General features: G+C 70.9%; 11 protein-coding genes. 3 read left to right on the top strand and 8 right to left on the bottom strand.

What is annotated here, in order from left to right; translation table 11 throughout:
* The first annotated feature begins 289 nt into the window (after nt 1-289).
* Nucleotides 290-2,440, top strand: a complete 2,151-nt coding sequence (locus QUV83_RS00850; RefSeq protein ID WP_289561693.1) for a DEAD/DEAH box helicase — start codon at nt 290-292, stop codon at nt 2,438-2,440.
* Nucleotides 2,441-2,496: 56 nt separating this feature from the next.
* Here the strand turns inward: QUV83_RS00850 and QUV83_RS00845 are convergent, their stop codons facing one another.
* The 6 genes from QUV83_RS00845 to QUV83_RS00820 all read right to left on the bottom strand — a co-directional run bounded on the left by QUV83_RS00845 (nt 2,497) and on the right by QUV83_RS00820 (nt 6,814).
* A complete protein-coding gene (locus tag QUV83_RS00845) occupies nt 2,497-2,835 on the bottom strand; it encodes a hypothetical protein (RefSeq protein WP_289561691.1) in 339 nt (112 codons plus the stop codon).
* 99 nt (nt 2,836-2,934) lie between these two features.
* Entirely contained in the window at nt 2,935-3,282 is a 348-nt protein-coding gene (locus QUV83_RS00840) for a hypothetical protein (protein ID WP_289561689.1), read from the bottom strand.
* A gap of 164 nt (nt 3,283-3,446) precedes the next feature.
* Nucleotides 3,447-4,685, bottom strand: a complete 1,239-nt coding sequence (locus QUV83_RS00835; protein ID WP_289561688.1) for a type II toxin-antitoxin system HipA family toxin — start codon at nt 4,683-4,685, stop codon at nt 3,447-3,449.
* On the bottom strand, nt 4,682-4,990 hold the full coding sequence (locus QUV83_RS00830) for a helix-turn-helix domain-containing protein (protein WP_289561686.1): 309 nt from the start codon (nt 4,988-4,990) through the stop codon (nt 4,682-4,684). The genes QUV83_RS00835 and QUV83_RS00830 overlap by 4 nt, the downstream gene beginning before the upstream one ends.
* 111 nt (nt 4,991-5,101) lie before the next feature.
* Nucleotides 5,102-5,764 (bottom strand): hypothetical protein, encoded by a 663-nt coding sequence (locus QUV83_RS00825; protein ID WP_289561684.1) that lies wholly within the window; start codon nt 5,762-5,764, stop codon nt 5,102-5,104.
* Between the two features lie 69 nt (nt 5,765-5,833).
* Nucleotides 5,834-6,814 (bottom strand): NAD(P)/FAD-dependent oxidoreductase, encoded by a 981-nt coding sequence (locus QUV83_RS00820; protein WP_289561682.1) that lies wholly within the window; start codon nt 6,812-6,814, stop codon nt 5,834-5,836.
* A 66-nt stretch (nt 6,815-6,880) separates the two neighbouring features.
* Here QUV83_RS00820 and QUV83_RS00815 point away from each other — a divergent pair, with 66 nt between their 5' ends.
* Nucleotides 6,881-7,477, top strand: coding sequence for a helix-turn-helix domain-containing protein (locus tag QUV83_RS00815; RefSeq protein WP_289561680.1), 597 nt, complete (start codon nt 6,881-6,883; stop codon nt 7,475-7,477).
* A 16-nt stretch (nt 7,478-7,493) separates the two neighbouring features.
* Here the strand turns inward: QUV83_RS00815 and QUV83_RS00810 are convergent, their stop codons facing one another.
* Nucleotides 7,494-9,128 carry an aspartate:alanine exchanger family transporter gene (locus tag QUV83_RS00810; RefSeq protein WP_289561679.1) on the bottom strand — a complete coding sequence of 545 codons (1,635 nt, stop codon included), beginning with the start codon at nt 9,126-9,128 and terminating at the stop codon, nt 7,494-7,496.
* 183 nt (nt 9,129-9,311) lie between these two features.
* Nucleotides 9,312-11,768, bottom strand: coding sequence for a non-reducing end alpha-L-arabinofuranosidase family hydrolase (locus QUV83_RS17635; RefSeq protein WP_354003912.1), 2,457 nt, complete (start codon nt 11,766-11,768; stop codon nt 9,312-9,314).
* Between the two features lie 438 nt (nt 11,769-12,206).
* Between QUV83_RS17635 and QUV83_RS00795 the strand changes: the two genes are divergently transcribed.
* Nucleotides 12,207-13,856 (top strand): CocE/NonD family hydrolase, encoded by a 1,650-nt coding sequence (locus tag QUV83_RS00795; RefSeq protein ID WP_289561678.1) that lies wholly within the window; start codon nt 12,207-12,209, stop codon nt 13,854-13,856.
* Nucleotides 13,857-14,005 lie beyond the last annotated feature (149 nt).

The following is a 14,005-nucleotide window of genomic DNA, read 5'->3' as shown; positions in this document are numbered from 1 at the left end:
CGGCCGTCAACGGGCCGCCCTCTCGTGCAGCGGGTGTCGGCAGTCGAGTCCGCCCAGGCGCACTGCGCCTGACGTCATGATGAAACCGTCGTGACAGTGAGCGGGACACGGCGGACGCCCACGGGCGTAGGCGTGGGCAGACGGACGACGCCTGTCGCCCATGGAGTGAGCACGGACCCGCGATCGGCGCAGGCGGGGATGCTGCACGGTGCCCTTGGCTGTCGCCCGAGGCAGCCGTGGTGTGGCGCGCTGTGCCGCAGCAGCGGTACGGAGGTACGAAGGAGGAGATGTGGCTCGACCAGGTCAACGCGGGTCCGGTCGTGCGCGCACTGACTCCAGCGCCCAGCGCCGCCGTGCCCCGCGTCCTGCTGAGCAGGGGATCATCCCGGTGCTCGCTGAGGTCGCCCGCGAGGTCGACAATGCCGTGCGGCGCCCGCCGACGCGTCCGGCGGTCCGCACGAAGTTCCAGGTGGTGGCGCTGCTCGTGCGCGAGGAGCGGGCCCGGGTGATGGCCGACGGCTCCTTGAGTTCCGCCAAGCGGACGCAGGAGCTCAAGCGCCTCGATGGTGTCGCGACGCAGCTGGCGAAGACCGCTGCCCGCGACACCTCGCTGCTCGAGCTGCTCGCTGAGGACGCCCGGGTCTCCGACGCGGCGCGCGCGTTCAAGGCGACGGTGATGCGCGCTGGCGGCCTCGAGCCGCCGGAGGAGGAGCCCACGCCCGCGCCGCCGATAGCGCCGGCGATCAGCACCGCGCCCCAGGTGGTTCCTCGGTCCGTGATCTCACGCCAACTGGCGAATCCGTTCCTGGCCCCCGACTACGAGGCCGCGGCCGAGCGGATCGCGACGCGGGCCCGCCGACTGGCCGGCTGGGAACTGCTCGAGCCGCTCTTCAGGTCATTCGAGAAGGCGGCCACCGGCGCTCCTGCCTGCATGCGGATGCCCGACGCCCGCCCCGCGTTCGCGTCCCCCGGCCGCGTGCTGATGCCGCACCAGGCCCAGGTCGTCGCGGCGACGACCCGCGGCCACCGCACCTTCCTGTTGGCTGACGAGCCCGGGCTGGGCAAGACAGCCCAGGCGCTACTCGCCGCCCAGGCCGCTGACGCGTACCCGCTGCTGGTCGTGGTGCCCAACGTGGTGAAGACGAACTGGGCGCATGAGGTGGGGCTGTGGACGCCGCACCGTCGGGCCACCGTCGTCCACGGTGATGGCGACAAGGTCGACGGGTTCGCCGACGTCGTGATCGTGAACTACGAGCTCCTGGACCGGCACATCGGCTGGCTCGGCGACCTCGGCTTCCGCGGCATGGTGGTCGACGAGGCGCACTTCATCAAGAACAAGACTTCCCAGCGCTCCCAGCACGTCCTCGCGCTCTCGGAGCGGATCCGCGCCCGCACCGCGCGGCCGCTGCTGATGGCGCTGACCGGCACCCCGCTGATCAACGACATCGAGGACTTCCGCGCGATCTGGCAGTTCCTCGGCTGGATCGACGACAAGCAGCCGCTCGGCGCGCTGCAGACCGCCCTGGAGGAGACCGGGCTCACCCCCGCCGATCCGGGCTTCTACTCCGCCGCGCGGGACAGCGTCATCAACATGGGCATCGTGCGCCGCCGCAAGGCCGACGTGGTCGCTGACATCCCCGCCCGCCGAGTGGCAGACCTGCCCGTCGAGCTCGACGGCGCCGTCGGCCGCTCGATCCGCGCCGCCGAGGTCGCGCTGACCCGCCGCATGGTCGAGCGCTACCGGTCCGCCATCGAGATGCGCAGCCGCGAGGGCGTCGTGGACGGGATCGACCACGAGCTCGTTCGCCGGGTCGCGGCAGGGGAGCTCAAGGACTCCAGTTCGAAGGCCAGCGGCGAGAACGTGTTCACGATGGTCCGCCGGATCGGCCAGGCCAAGGCCGGGCTGGCCGCCGACTACGCCGCGCAGCTCGCCCGCAACGTCGGCAAGGTGGTGTTCTTCGCCAAGCACGTCGACGTGATGGACCAGGCCGAGCAGACCTTCGCCGACCGCGGCATCCGCTACGCCTCGATCCGCGGCGACCAGACGCCCAAGGCGCGCGAGAAGAACATCAAGGCGTTCGTCGAGGACCCTGACGTGGCGATCGTGGTGTGCTCCCTGACGGCCGCCGGCGTGGGGCTGAACCTCCAGGTCGCGTCCAACCTGGTGCTGGCTGAGTTGTCCTGGACCCACGCCGAGCAGACCCAGGCCATCGACCGGATCCACCGCATCGGCCAGGACGAGCCCGTCACCGCGTGGCGGATCATCGCCGCGCAGACGATCGACTCCAAGATCGCCGAGCTCATCGACAGCAAGTCAGGCCTGGCCGCCCGGGCGCTCGACGGGGCAGCCGACGAGGATCTCCCGTCGTCGACTGACGTGCAGCTCGAGACCCTGGTCGGGCTGCTGACTGACGCGCTCGCCGCCGAGGGCGTGGGCTGACCTGCGGCGCGTCGCTGCCTGCCGGCGGCAGAGGTCCCACGCTGCGCGTTGCCGGGTTAGAGGGTCGCGCCGCGTTGGACCTTGCGCTGGATCGAGCGGAGGCGCCGGATCGTCTCGGCATCGGAGAAGCCTGTCGTGGTCTCCCACTCGACGCCAGACCCGACGCGGTCTGAGACGAATGCCAGTTCTGTTGCCGCGATCGCACGGTCGGTGTCCGCGCGACTCGCGGGCACCCGTGCGCGGATCTGGGCCACTAGCCGGTCGCGCTCCGCAAAGAGGTCCGCGACGCCTGTGAATCCCATGGTGATGGCAATGGCGTCACTGGGGTTCGCGGGGCCTCCCCACTCGTTGAGGCCCGCCCGCAGGACCGCCCGTTCCTCGTCGGTGAACTCCATCCCGAGAACCTAACCCGGCTGTCCCACATTCCTCATGCACGAATTGCTCTGACCTCAGCCGGGATCACCTTCGCCGGAGCCGAGTCGACCGACTGGCCGTCATCGAAACGTGTGCACGACATCGATGACGCCGACGATGTTGTCGTTGAACTGCTCGAGCTCCTCAGCAGGGATCCAGTACTCGAGGATCGTCTCACCACCAGCCTGCTGGACGTCGTATCGGTCGAGAAAACTGCGCCGCACGTCGAAGCGCGTCACATATCCGACACCCGAGGCGGCGACATTCCAGTCGCGGGCGATGCGGATCGCGTAGTCCTCGTTCAGAACGGGGTAGAAGATCGGCTGATCGGGCAGGCGTGGGGGCCAGCGCCGGAACCCGGTCGCGCGCACGAGTTCGAGCTCGTCGGGACCAGTCGGGCGCCACAGGGTGACCAGTTGCTCGGACATGACCGCGACCCTATAGATGGTCGCTGCGCACAGCGTGGGAATATCGATCCCGTCCGTCCTATCCCTGTTCCCGCCAACAGCGTTTCACGGGACGGGCGATGAATGTGGATCGCAATGGCGGTCGCCACCTGGTCCCCAGGGCTACTTGAACACCGCGCGTGCGTTCACTGGCCTGGGCACGACCCGATCTCGGCGAACGCCGGCGCCATCGCGTCGATCTCGCCTGGTCGCAGCCACTGCGCTGCGACATCGCGCCATGCGCCGACCGCGCCGGTGACGTCTCGCAGGATGCGGTTGGCGTCCGTGGGGGAGAGTCGGAAGTAGTCGGCGACGGACATGACGAGGTCGATGCTCGCCGTGTCGTCGGCCGTGTCGATTGCGGTCGACAGGTGCTTCGGACCGGGGGAGGGGTCGGGGTTCAGGTCGAACGCGGGCGCGAGAGCCCATGAGGTCCCGGGCGCCTTGACGAAGCCGTGGTTGCGCAGGTGGTCGTCGGTGTTCGACACCATCACGTTGAACAGCATCCGGCGCCACAGCTGGGCGAGGTCGTCGGTCGCGCGCGCCGCGTGCTGCTCGATGACTTCGGCGATCTCGAGGTAGCTCCGCTGGTCGCCGTCTGAGGCCTCGAGCATCGTCATCGCGCTGACATAGCCCACCCGTTGCCCGTCGGGCAGCCGGTCGAACCGGTCGATCACGAGGACGTGCCGCCCGGCCAGATTCAGCAGTGTCGAGTCCGGGACCTGGATTCCGGCCGCTCGAGCCAGGTCGAGCGTGACCTTCTCCCACGCCATGACGTTCCAGGTGTCGTGCGCCGCGGAGGGGAACTTCGCGATCGCGATTCGGTTGTTGGCGTCTCGGACGTGCGCCTTGGGCCGGGCTCCGCCCAGCGAGCTTCCGGCCCGCAGCAGCCGCTGGAGGTCTGGGAGTCGGATGTCGTCCCGCTCGGCGGCATCCGCGAGTGAGAGCAGCTCGGGGAGGTCGGCCAGGGCCGGGACGCCGGTCTCTTCGGTGGCGAGGAATGGCCCGTCGGGATGGCGGAAGCGCAGCGCTCCCTGACGGAGGTCGTCCCGGACCCCGAGCAGGTAGTCGACCTCACGCAGCGCGCGCGCCGTCCGGCCTTCTTCGCGAGCAGCGCGCGCTTCCGCACGGTCGAGCAGTGTGCGACCCCAGCGGTCTGGGGAGCAGTCGGTCATGGCGCCGAACATGGTGCGCCCGACGGCGGTCTGGCTCGGGGCGGTGCTCAGTGGCAGGCCCGGGTCCAGCGCGTAGGCGCCAGGGCGTGTCAGGTAGTCCGCGCCGTACACGAACGTTGCCGATTCGGTGCGGCCTCGCTGGTGGGTGTAGAGACTCCCCACTTCGACGTCGCCTCCGGGCGTCGCGGTGCACACGGTGACCTCGGTCATCGAGGCTCCTTCCGGCGCACACGCGTGGGGAGCTTCTCAGCGGCGCGCAGCCGCCCGACATCGCTCGACAGGGGGTCCGCGGCGGCGGTGATCTGGTCGAGCATCCCCAAGGCTCGCGCCACCCTGAGCATGCTCTCGAGCGTGGCGCCTTGGCCGTGCTCGAGGCGCTGGAGGGTTTTGACGCCGATGCCGGCACGGTCGGCGGCCTCGGCCGTGGTCAGTTCTCGAAGTCGCCGCCATGTGGCGAGCGACTCCCCGAGTTCCTCCATGGCCCGCGTCACCGCGATCGGTGTCCGGGTCGCCATCACCGCTCCTTATCGGTCATAGATGACCACTTATCTTGGTCAAGAGGTCATTATTGACCGATCATAGCGGTCTCGGCACACGGAGGCTTGACGAAGACGTGAGGCCAGCACCTAGCCGAGGGCGAGGGGTGGATCCGGCTCGAGAGTGCGTTCGTCGGCCCGCACGTCCCGCCCGTCGAGCACCGCGTGCAAGGCGCCAGTCAGCACTACCGCCACCGTCGGCAGCCAGTCCGACGCGGTGGGGAACGCGAGCAGGGTCCCCACCGCCGCGAGGTACATGTTCGCGAGCCCGGAGCTGGTCCGGACCCCGCGCAGCGCGACGTCGACGGCCCGCAGGATGCGGGGGCTGTCGGTGACCTCGCCGGCGCGGATCGTGGCGCCGTCGCGGATGGCGCCGGCGTAGGCGAGCATCCCGAATCCGAGGGCGCCGAGGATCGCGACAAGCGCCGCGGTGCGCCACCAGGACCCGTCGAGCGCGTTGAGCGCCGCGGGGATGGCGAGCAGCACGCCGATCGTCATTGCCACGAGGTCCCCGGCGGGCACGCGGGACAGGTTGAGGCCGCCCGCTGCCGACGTGACGCCGGACCGGTTGGCGAGCGCCCACAGCCCGGTGGGCAGCAGCACCATCCACACCAGCGCGTAGTCGCGGATCATCACCGCGAAGAACAGCCCGAGGCCCACACCGAGCACGAGCCCGAGGGCGTTCAGCGCGATGCGAGTAGTCCACCTCCGAGCCGTCGAGGGTGCGGTCGAGGACGGGCGGGGCGGGGACACGCGCACAGGGTAAGCAGCAGCCAGCGCACGCCCGCGGCAGGCGCGACGAGCCGCCTCACGCGACGGTGATCAGCCGTCCGCCGATCCCGTCGCCACCTGGGAGTCTTGGCCGGAGGCACGACGGTGCGCGACGGCGGCACGGGTGTCCTCCGCGATCAAGTCGCCGTTGAGGGCTGCGCCCGCGGTGAGGCCCGCGGCGGCAGACATGACGACCTGCGCTCGCGGATCGGCGACGTTGCCGGCCACCCAGACGCCGGGCACGGCCGTCAGACCGGTGGGGTCGGCCGCGATGTGGCTGCCGATCACCTGCCCGCCCATCTCGAGGTCCGTGGTCGTCAGTCCGAGCGAGACCAGCGCGTCGACGCGGGCGTGGAGCGTCGTGGCGACGACCAGCGCCTGCCGCGGGACCAGCTCTCCGTCGGCGAGCCGGACGCCGTCGGCCTCCCACCCGACCACCTCGCCTTCGACGACCCGGATGCCGCGGGCTGCGAGCTGCTCGGCCTCGTCGTCGCTCGGCTGCGGCGCGGTGTGCTGGAACAGCACGACGTCGTCGCTCCACTGCCGGAACATCAAGGCCTGGTGCACCGCGAGGGGGCCGGTCGCCAGGACGCCGAGCGCCTGGTCCTGTACCTCCCAGCCGTGGCAGTAGGGGCAGTGCAGCACGGTGCGGCCCCAGCCCTCGGCGATCCCTGCGACGTCGGGGAGCTCGTCGACGAGCCCGGTGGTGACGAGCAGCCGTCGGGCGGTGACGGCCCGGTCCGCCAGCGTCACGAGGAAGCTCCCGTCGGGCAGCCGGGTGGCGTCTTGCACGGCGCCGTCGTGGACCTGCACGCCGTACTGCCGCACCTCGCCGCGGCCGATCGCGAGCAGCTCGGCCGGCGGGGTCCCCTCACGCCCCAGGTAGTTGTGCACATGCCCGGCGGGAGCGTTGCGCGGCTCGCCCGCGTCGATTACCAGCACCGATCGGCGCGCCCTGCCCAGGGCCAGGGCCCCGCTCAGCCCGGCTGCGCCGCCACCGATGACCACCACGTCGTACGTCTCGTCGTCCATGCCTCCAGCGTCCGGCCCCGGGGCCCGGTTCGCCGAGGGATCTTGCCGATACGGCAAAGTGGGGCCATGGCGAGCCACCGTGACGTGCTGCAGGCGGTCGGACCACGGCTGCGGGCACTGCGGCTCGCGCGCCACCGGACGCTAGCCGACGTCTCCGCGGCGACGGGGATCTCGGTCAGCACCCTGTCGCGCCTCGAGTCCGGGCTGCGGCGGCCCACCCTGGAGCTGCTGCTGCCGCTGGCCGAGACGCTCCAGGTGCACCTCGACGATCTCGTCAACGCCCCCGTGACGGGTGATCCACGGGTCCACCTGAAGCCGCTCTCGGCGTGGGGCTCGACGTTCATCCCGCTGACCAGGCGCCCCGGCGGGGTGCAGGCCTACAAGCAGATCATCGCGCCCGGCTGGCCGACGGCCCCGCCCGAGCAGTCGGTCCACCCGGGCTACGAGTGGCTGTACGTGCTGTCGGGTCAGGCGCGCCTCCTGCTCGGCGACCAGGACCTGACCCTGAGCGCCGGGGAGGTCGCCGAGTTCGACACGAACCTGCCGCACTTCGTCGGCAACCCCGGGCCGCACCCGGCTGAGGTCCTCCACCTGTTCGGCCGCCAGGGCGAACGGATGCACGTCCGCGCCCGACCGCGACGCCCCCGGGCGCACCCGTGGTGATCGCGCCCGACGTGCGTCAGCCGAGGCCACCCAACGCGAGCAGGAGCACCTGGGCGAGCAGGATCTTGGTGATCATCGCGACGGGGTAGACCATCGCGTACCCGACGTTCGGCGCCTCGTCTCCTGAGTCCTCGAGCGCGTAGCCGAGCACCGCGGGCTGGGTCTGCTGCGCCGAGACCATCCCGGTGAGCTGCCCGAAGGGGATGCGCAGCAGCCGGTAGCCGATCACGAGCGTGAGCATCGGGACGACGATCGAGATGACCGCGCCGGTCAGCAGCAGCGTCACCCCGGAGTTCGCCGCGAACATCGTGCGGAACGTGTAGCCCGAGCCCAGCCCCACGGCCGCCAGGAACAGCATCAGACCGATCTGGCGCAGCGTGAGGTTGGCGCTGTACGGGATGGTCCACACGATGGGCCCGGTGCGGCGCAGGGCCCCGAGCACCAGGCCGACGATCAGCGGGCCCGCCGCGGAGCCCAGCTCGAACGTCAGGCCGCCGGGCAGCGGCACCGTGATCGCGCCCAGCAGCAGGCCCAGTGACATGCCCAGGCCGAACGTGAGCAGGTCGATCTCGGAGAGGTGCTTGTACGAGTCGCCGAGCCGTTCGGTCACGGCCTTCATGCGCGCCCGTCCGGCGACGACGCGGACCCGGTCGCCGAGCTCGAGCACGGTGTCGCCCGTCGCGGTCACGTCGACGTCGCCGCGCCGCACCCGCGTCACGATCGCGTCGTAGTCCTCGGGCAGGCGCAGGTCGCGCAGCCGGCGGCCGACGACATCGGTGCGAGAGACGAAGATGCGCCGGAAGTCGTAGCTGCTGCGGTCGAGCGCGGGGCGCCGCGGGTCGCGCTCACCGATCGCGGTGACGGCCGTCTCGACGTTCCCCGGCTCACCCACGACCGAGACGAGGTCGCCCTCGCGCAGCCGCACGTCGCCCTCGGCGAGCATCGTCTCCGTGCCGCGCTGGATGCGGCTCAACACCACGGGGACCCCGAGCTCGCGCTGCAGGTCCCGCACCGTCCGGTCGATCGCGGCGGGCGCCGTCACCCGGGCCGTGACCGACGCGATCTCCTCCTGCACCAGGTGCAGCGACGCGAGCCGGCCTGCCTCCTTGCGGTAGTCGACCCGGAAGAGGCGCCGCGCGATCGCGATCGCGATGATCGGCCCGAGCACGCCCATGGGGTAGGCGATCGAGTACCCGACCGCGGGCTCGGTCGCGGCCGCCTCGCCCGACCCGCGCACCGCCTCGATCACCCCGGCCAGCGCGGGCGTGTTGGTCGTGGCCCCGGCGAAGAACCCGGCCGCGACCGTGGGCTTGAGGTCGAAGATCCCCGCGGCGAGGAAGACGAGCAGCGCCGCGAACGAGAGGACCACGACCACGAGCGCGTTGTCCCGCAGGCCCTTGCGGTTGAAGGACGCGAAGAAGCTCGCGCCGCTCGAGAGCCCGATCGTGTAGACGAAGATCGCCAGGCCGAGGGTGCGGGCGAACTCCGGAATCACCAGGTCGGGGTTCTGGGCCCCGATCACCAGCCCGACGAACAGCACAGCCGCCACGCCCAGGCTCGCGCCCCGCACGTGCACGCGGCCCACCGCGAACCCGAGAGCGGCGGTCACGAAGAGCAGCAGCACCGGGTTCTCAGCGAGGAGCGCGACCATGCCCAGGTCCTCTTTCCGCGAGTGGGGCCCCACGACTCTGCGGGGAGGTGACGTTCCAGCCGGGGACAACAGTGCCGTTCCGCGGGAGCCCGCACCCGGGTCTTGAGTCCCGCCGGACACCGAGATGCCCGACCGCCTCCATCGGCGATCGGGCATCCCGGGTATGAGCGGCGGATCAGCGCATCAGCAGGTCGAGTTCGTCTGCGTCAGCAGCCCGAGCCGCCACGGCAGCGCGTTGTACTCACCTGACGCGTTCGGATCCAGCCCTTGGTAGAGGTACCGCAGGTTGCATGGGCTGATCTCCATCGTCTGGTCAGTGCCGGAGCGCAGCATCTCGCCGTGGCTGATGTCGCGGGTCCAGGCCCCCGCTGGGAACGTGACGTTGTTCGCCCGGGCGAACGGATTGGCCTCGGTGTCGGCCAGCGCCGTCCAGGAGCCCGTGATGGACGGGGCGGTCCAGGATCGGAAGTACCGCTTGCCGTCTGTGCCGATGGCCTCGTGGACCATGAGCCAGGTGTTCTTCCCCGCGATCTTGTAGATGTTCGCGGCCTCGAACAGGCGGAAGCGGTCGGAGTCCTGCATCGCGATGACGGTGTTGGTGAAGCCGTTCGGGAAGTTCGCGACAGTCGTCTCCGAGCGGTACAGATGACCGTTGTCATCGGAGGAGAACAGGTAGCACTTCGCGGTGTCGCACACCGTCCAGAAATCGACCCAGTACCCGTCGCCGATGTTGTCGCGGATGATCTGCGGCTGCGAGGAGTAGAAGTTCTTCGGGGCCGACCACGACGCGGGGTTGGAGATGTCCGTGGTCGTCGAGTACGAGCCGCCCGCGCCGGTTTGGTAGACGAGGTACCACTGGTTCTGCGGGGCGAACCAGAACACCTGGGGCGCCGCGCGGTAACCCGCCCCGATGCCGGACTGGTCGAGGTAGTACGGCGTCGCGGAGGAGGCCTGCGACCAGTCGGTGAAGCTCGTGTACATCATCTGGTAACTGCCTGCCCACACCGTGGCGAAGACGTGCCACTTGCCGTTGGCGTACACCACCGTCGGGTCCTTGACCGAGGTCGCGGCGTGCTGGCTGTCCGGCTTGGGGCTGATGAGCGCCCCGCTGGAAGACCAGCGGAAGCTCGACGGAAGCGTCCCCGTGGGCGGTGTGGTGGGAGTCGGCGTCGGCGTCGGGCTGGTCGTCGGCGGGGGAGTCGGGTTGGTCGTCGTGGGCGGTGGCGTGGGGTTCACGCTGCCGTTGCACAGCGTGCCGTTGAGGCTGAAGCTCGTCGGGTTGGTGTTGGTCCCGCTGAACCCGCCGTTGAAGCCGAACTCCACGGAGCCGCCCGCGGGGATCTGCGGGTTGTAGGCGACGTTCCGCGCGGTCACCTGGTTGCCGCTCTGGGTGACTGTGGCGCTCCAGGCCTGCTGCACGGTCTGGTTGCCGGGGAACGCCCAGGTGACGGTCCACCCGTTGATCGCCGAGGTTCCGTGGTTGGTGACCTTGACGTTGGCGGTGAACCCGGTGGGCCATTGGCTGGGCGCCGAGTACGTGACGGTGCAGCCCGCCCCGGTCACCGGTGGCGTGGTGGTGGTCGGCGTCGGGCTCGGTGGGGGCGTGGTGGTGGTGGGCGTCGGGGTCGGGATCGCCGCGTTGAGGGCGTTCAGCGTCGAGGTGTAGGCGGCCTTCTTGTTGCCGGACGCGTCGAAGAGCAGCGGGTTCGCCCCGGTGCGCCACGAGTCGCTGTCACGCACACCCCACACCGTGATGCCGGTGCACCGCGCCACCGCCAGGCACGCGCGCGTCACGGCCTGGTAGATGTTCGCCTGGTTGCCACCTTGCTCGACGTCGAGCTCGGTGATCTGCACGTCCACGCCGAGGTCCGCGAACCGCTGGATGTTGGCCTGGTAGTCGCTGGGGATCGTGGTCCCGAGGTGGCTTTGGAGGCCGACGCAGTCGATGGGCACGCCGCGGGCTTTGAAGTCCTTGACCATGTTGTAGATGCCGGTCGACTTCGCGTTGATCCCGTCGGTGTTGTAGTCGTTGTAACAGAGTTTGGCGTTCGGGTCGGCGGCCCGGGCGGCGCGGAACGCGGCCTCGATCCAGTCGTTGCCGGTGCGCTGCAGGTTGGAGTCCCGGCGCCCGCCCGACGACCCGTCGGCGAATGCCTCGTTGACGACGTCCCAGGTGTGGATCTTGCCCTTGTAGTACGTCGCCACCTGGGTGATGTGGTTCAGCATCGCGTTGCGCAGCGCCGTCCCGGACATGTTCTGCATCCAGCCGGGCTGCTGGGAATGCCAGGCGAGCGCGTGGCCGCGCACCTGCTTGCCGTTCTGCCGGGCCCAATTGACGATCCGGTCGCCATTCGCGTAATTGAACTGATTCTGCGACGGCTCCGTCGCGTCCATCTTCATCTCGTTCTCGGCCGTGATCATGGTGAACTCGCGGTTCGCGATGGTCGTGTACGTCGTGTCGCTCATCCGCCCTGCCGCCAGCGCGGTTCCGAAGTAGCGGCCGCTCTGCGCGGCGGCCTCGCCTAACGTGGTCGCGGCGGCGTGGGCGGGGAGGGCGGCGGACAGGCCTGCGAGCGCGAGGGCCGCCGACAGCGTGGTGGCGGCGAGGGCTCGTCGTCTCCGTTGTGGTGTGGTGGTCATGGGTCGCCTCTCTGGAAGCACCTGGCGTCACCGGCAGGTGGGCGGGGCCGGGTGAGCCGTCTCGCGCTTCGCCAGCGGGCGTGCCGCAGCCAGCGGCCGGTGTGCGGGCATGCGGGTGCGCCGCGGACCGGACCCCGCCTCGAGCGGACGGTCGTCGTCGGTCGTCCGCACGGCTGCCGTGTGCCTGGAAATTCGATAACGATCTCGATGGCCGTGTGAGCGTTCACATTGGCGCCGCGCCCAGACCGCTTCCAGATGCGAAACGATTCTGATCGAGGATCGCCTAGCGGTTGCACATCACCCAGCCGGCCCAGCCGAACCAGGCGCGCCGTCGTTGCGATCTGCCGGGCCGCTCGGTAGACAAGCCCAGATCACGCACCGCGAGCACGGCCGCCCGCCGTGGGCGTGCCTGCCGAGCCCGCGACCGAAGGAGCCCCCGTGAGCCAGGTCGAGCAGCTCGTGCCGATCCCACTGACGGACGGCTCCACCCTGCGCGCCACGGTCCACCGCCCGGCGACGGACGAGCCCGTGCCCGTCGTGCTGGCCCTCACGCCCTACCCCATTGACGCCGCCCGGCAGGAGATGGGGGAGTCGGAGCTCGTGGCGCGCGGGCTCGCGGTCGTCGTCGTGGCGCTGCGGGGGACCGGCGCGTCGGAGGGCGCGTTCGTGCCGTGGCAAGGGCACGTCGAGGACGCGCATGCCGTGATCGAGTGGTGCGCGCGGCAGCCGTGGTCCAGCGGATCGGTGGTCGGGTGGGGGCGCTCCTACCTGGCGCAGACCCAGCTGTACCTGGCGTCCACCGGCCACCCGGCGCTACGGGCGATGCACCTCGGGGTGTGTCCCGGCGACCCCGTCGGGATCATCTACCGGGGCGGCGCCGTGGTGCTGGGCTCGGCCCTCAACTGGGCGACGGCGATGACGCGCGGGGAGCTGATGCGAGCCGCGGCGCGCGGCGAGGACGTGAGCGCCGAGCTCGTCGAGTGGGAGGCGCTCGCGGCCGATCCCGACGCCGCCGCCCGGACGGCGCCGCTAGCGGGCTTCCCGCTGCTGAACCGGCGCTTCCCCGCCTGGCGGGACTGGATGACCCACCCGGCCGGCGACCCGTGGTGGCGGCAGTGGGCGCTTCCCCCGCGGCCCGCCGTGCCGACGATGTTCGTCGCCGGCTGGCACGACCTCTTCCGGGACCTCACGCTGCGGGAGTTCACCACGGCCCAACACCCTGACTCGCGGCTGGTCGTCGGGCCGTGGGGCCACGGCCTCCCCGCGCAGGCGATGGGCGAGGTGGACTACGGACGCGCGGCGGCACGCGGCGCCGAGCAGGCGGGCGCAGACGGCGTCGAGTTCCTGGTGGCGCACGCGACTGGGGCGCCCGACGACGTGACGGGCCCACGGGTGCGGGTCTTCGTCATGGGCGAGAACGCCTGGCGGGACCTCGACACCTGGCCGCCGCGTGACACCGTCTCGACGACGTGGCATCTCGCGCCCGGCGGCAGGCTGGCGTCAGAGGCCGCGGACGGCAGCGCGGAGCCGTCCACGTTCGTCTTCGACCCCCGTGATCCAGTGCTGACCATCGGCGGCCCCAACCTGTTCGCCCGCGGCGACACCGCCCGGGGAACCGGGCAGTGGGACCAGCGTCCCCTCGACCACCGGCCCGACGTGCTGCGCTTCATGTCCCCGCCGTTGGACGAGGACGTCACGGTCATCGGCGACGTGGTCGTCCGGCTGTGGGCCGCGACCGACGCGCTGGACACCGACTGGACCGCGAAACTCGTCGACGTGCACCCCGACGGCACGGCGCTCGCGGTGCTCGATGGGATCTCCCGGGTGCGGGAGGTGCTGGGGGAGCTCGTCCCACCCGGCGAGGTGCGCGAGGTCGCTGTGGAGCTGGGCGCCACGGCCCACACGTTCCGCGCGGGCCATCGCCTGCGCCTGGACGTCTCCAGCTCCAACTTCCCCCGCTTCGACCCGAACCCCGGGACGGGCGCCGGAGCCGGTGTCACCGCCCGGTCCAAGTTCCGGGTGGCGCACCAGCGCGTGCGCCACGACGCGGCCCATCCGTCGCGGCTCGTGCTGCCCGTCGCGCCGTGACCTGACGTGACATGACCCGCTGAGGAATGACGACAAGTCGTTCGGTGACACGTGCGTCTGGCCGGTTCGGCGCGGCGGGCGGACGCCATTCTCAACGACGCCCGACCGCGCGTCTCAGGCGCGTCGGATTGCTATTCATGCCGCGGCAG

It is taken from the genome of Cellulomonas cellasea (genome assembly GCF_030372105.1).
GTDB classification, from domain to species: Bacteria; Actinomycetota; Actinomycetes; order Actinomycetales; family Cellulomonadaceae; genus Cellulomonas_A; species Cellulomonas_A cellasea_A.
This window is presented reverse-complemented; position numbering and strand designations above follow the sequence as displayed.

Coding starts and splice junctions, on each gene's coding strand:
- QUV83_RS00845 (WP_289561691.1), bottom strand. CDS start 2,835: ATGGAGTTCACCGACGAGGAACGGGCGGTCCTGCGGGCGGGCCTCAAC.
- QUV83_RS00840 (WP_289561689.1), bottom strand. CDS start 3,282: ATGTCCGAGCAACTGGTCACCCTGTGGCGCCCGACTGGTCCCGACGAG.
- QUV83_RS00835 (WP_289561688.1), bottom strand. CDS start 4,685: ATGACCGAGGTCACCGTGTGCACCGCGACGCCCGGAGGCGACGTCGAA.
- QUV83_RS00830 (WP_289561686.1), bottom strand. CDS start 4,990: ATGGCGACCCGGACACCGATCGCGGTGACGCGGGCCATGGAGGAACTC.
- QUV83_RS00820 (WP_289561682.1), bottom strand. CDS start 6,814: ATGGACGACGAGACGTACGACGTGGTGGTCATCGGTGGCGGCGCAGCC.
- QUV83_RS00815 (WP_289561680.1), top strand. CDS start 6,881: ATGGCGAGCCACCGTGACGTGCTGCAGGCGGTCGGACCACGGCTGCGG.
- QUV83_RS00810 (WP_289561679.1), bottom strand. CDS start 9,128: ATGGTCGCGCTCCTCGCTGAGAACCCGGTGCTGCTGCTCTTCGTGACC.
- QUV83_RS17635 (WP_354003912.1), bottom strand. CDS start 11,768: ATGACCACCACACCACAACGGAGACGACGAGCCCTCGCCGCCACCACG.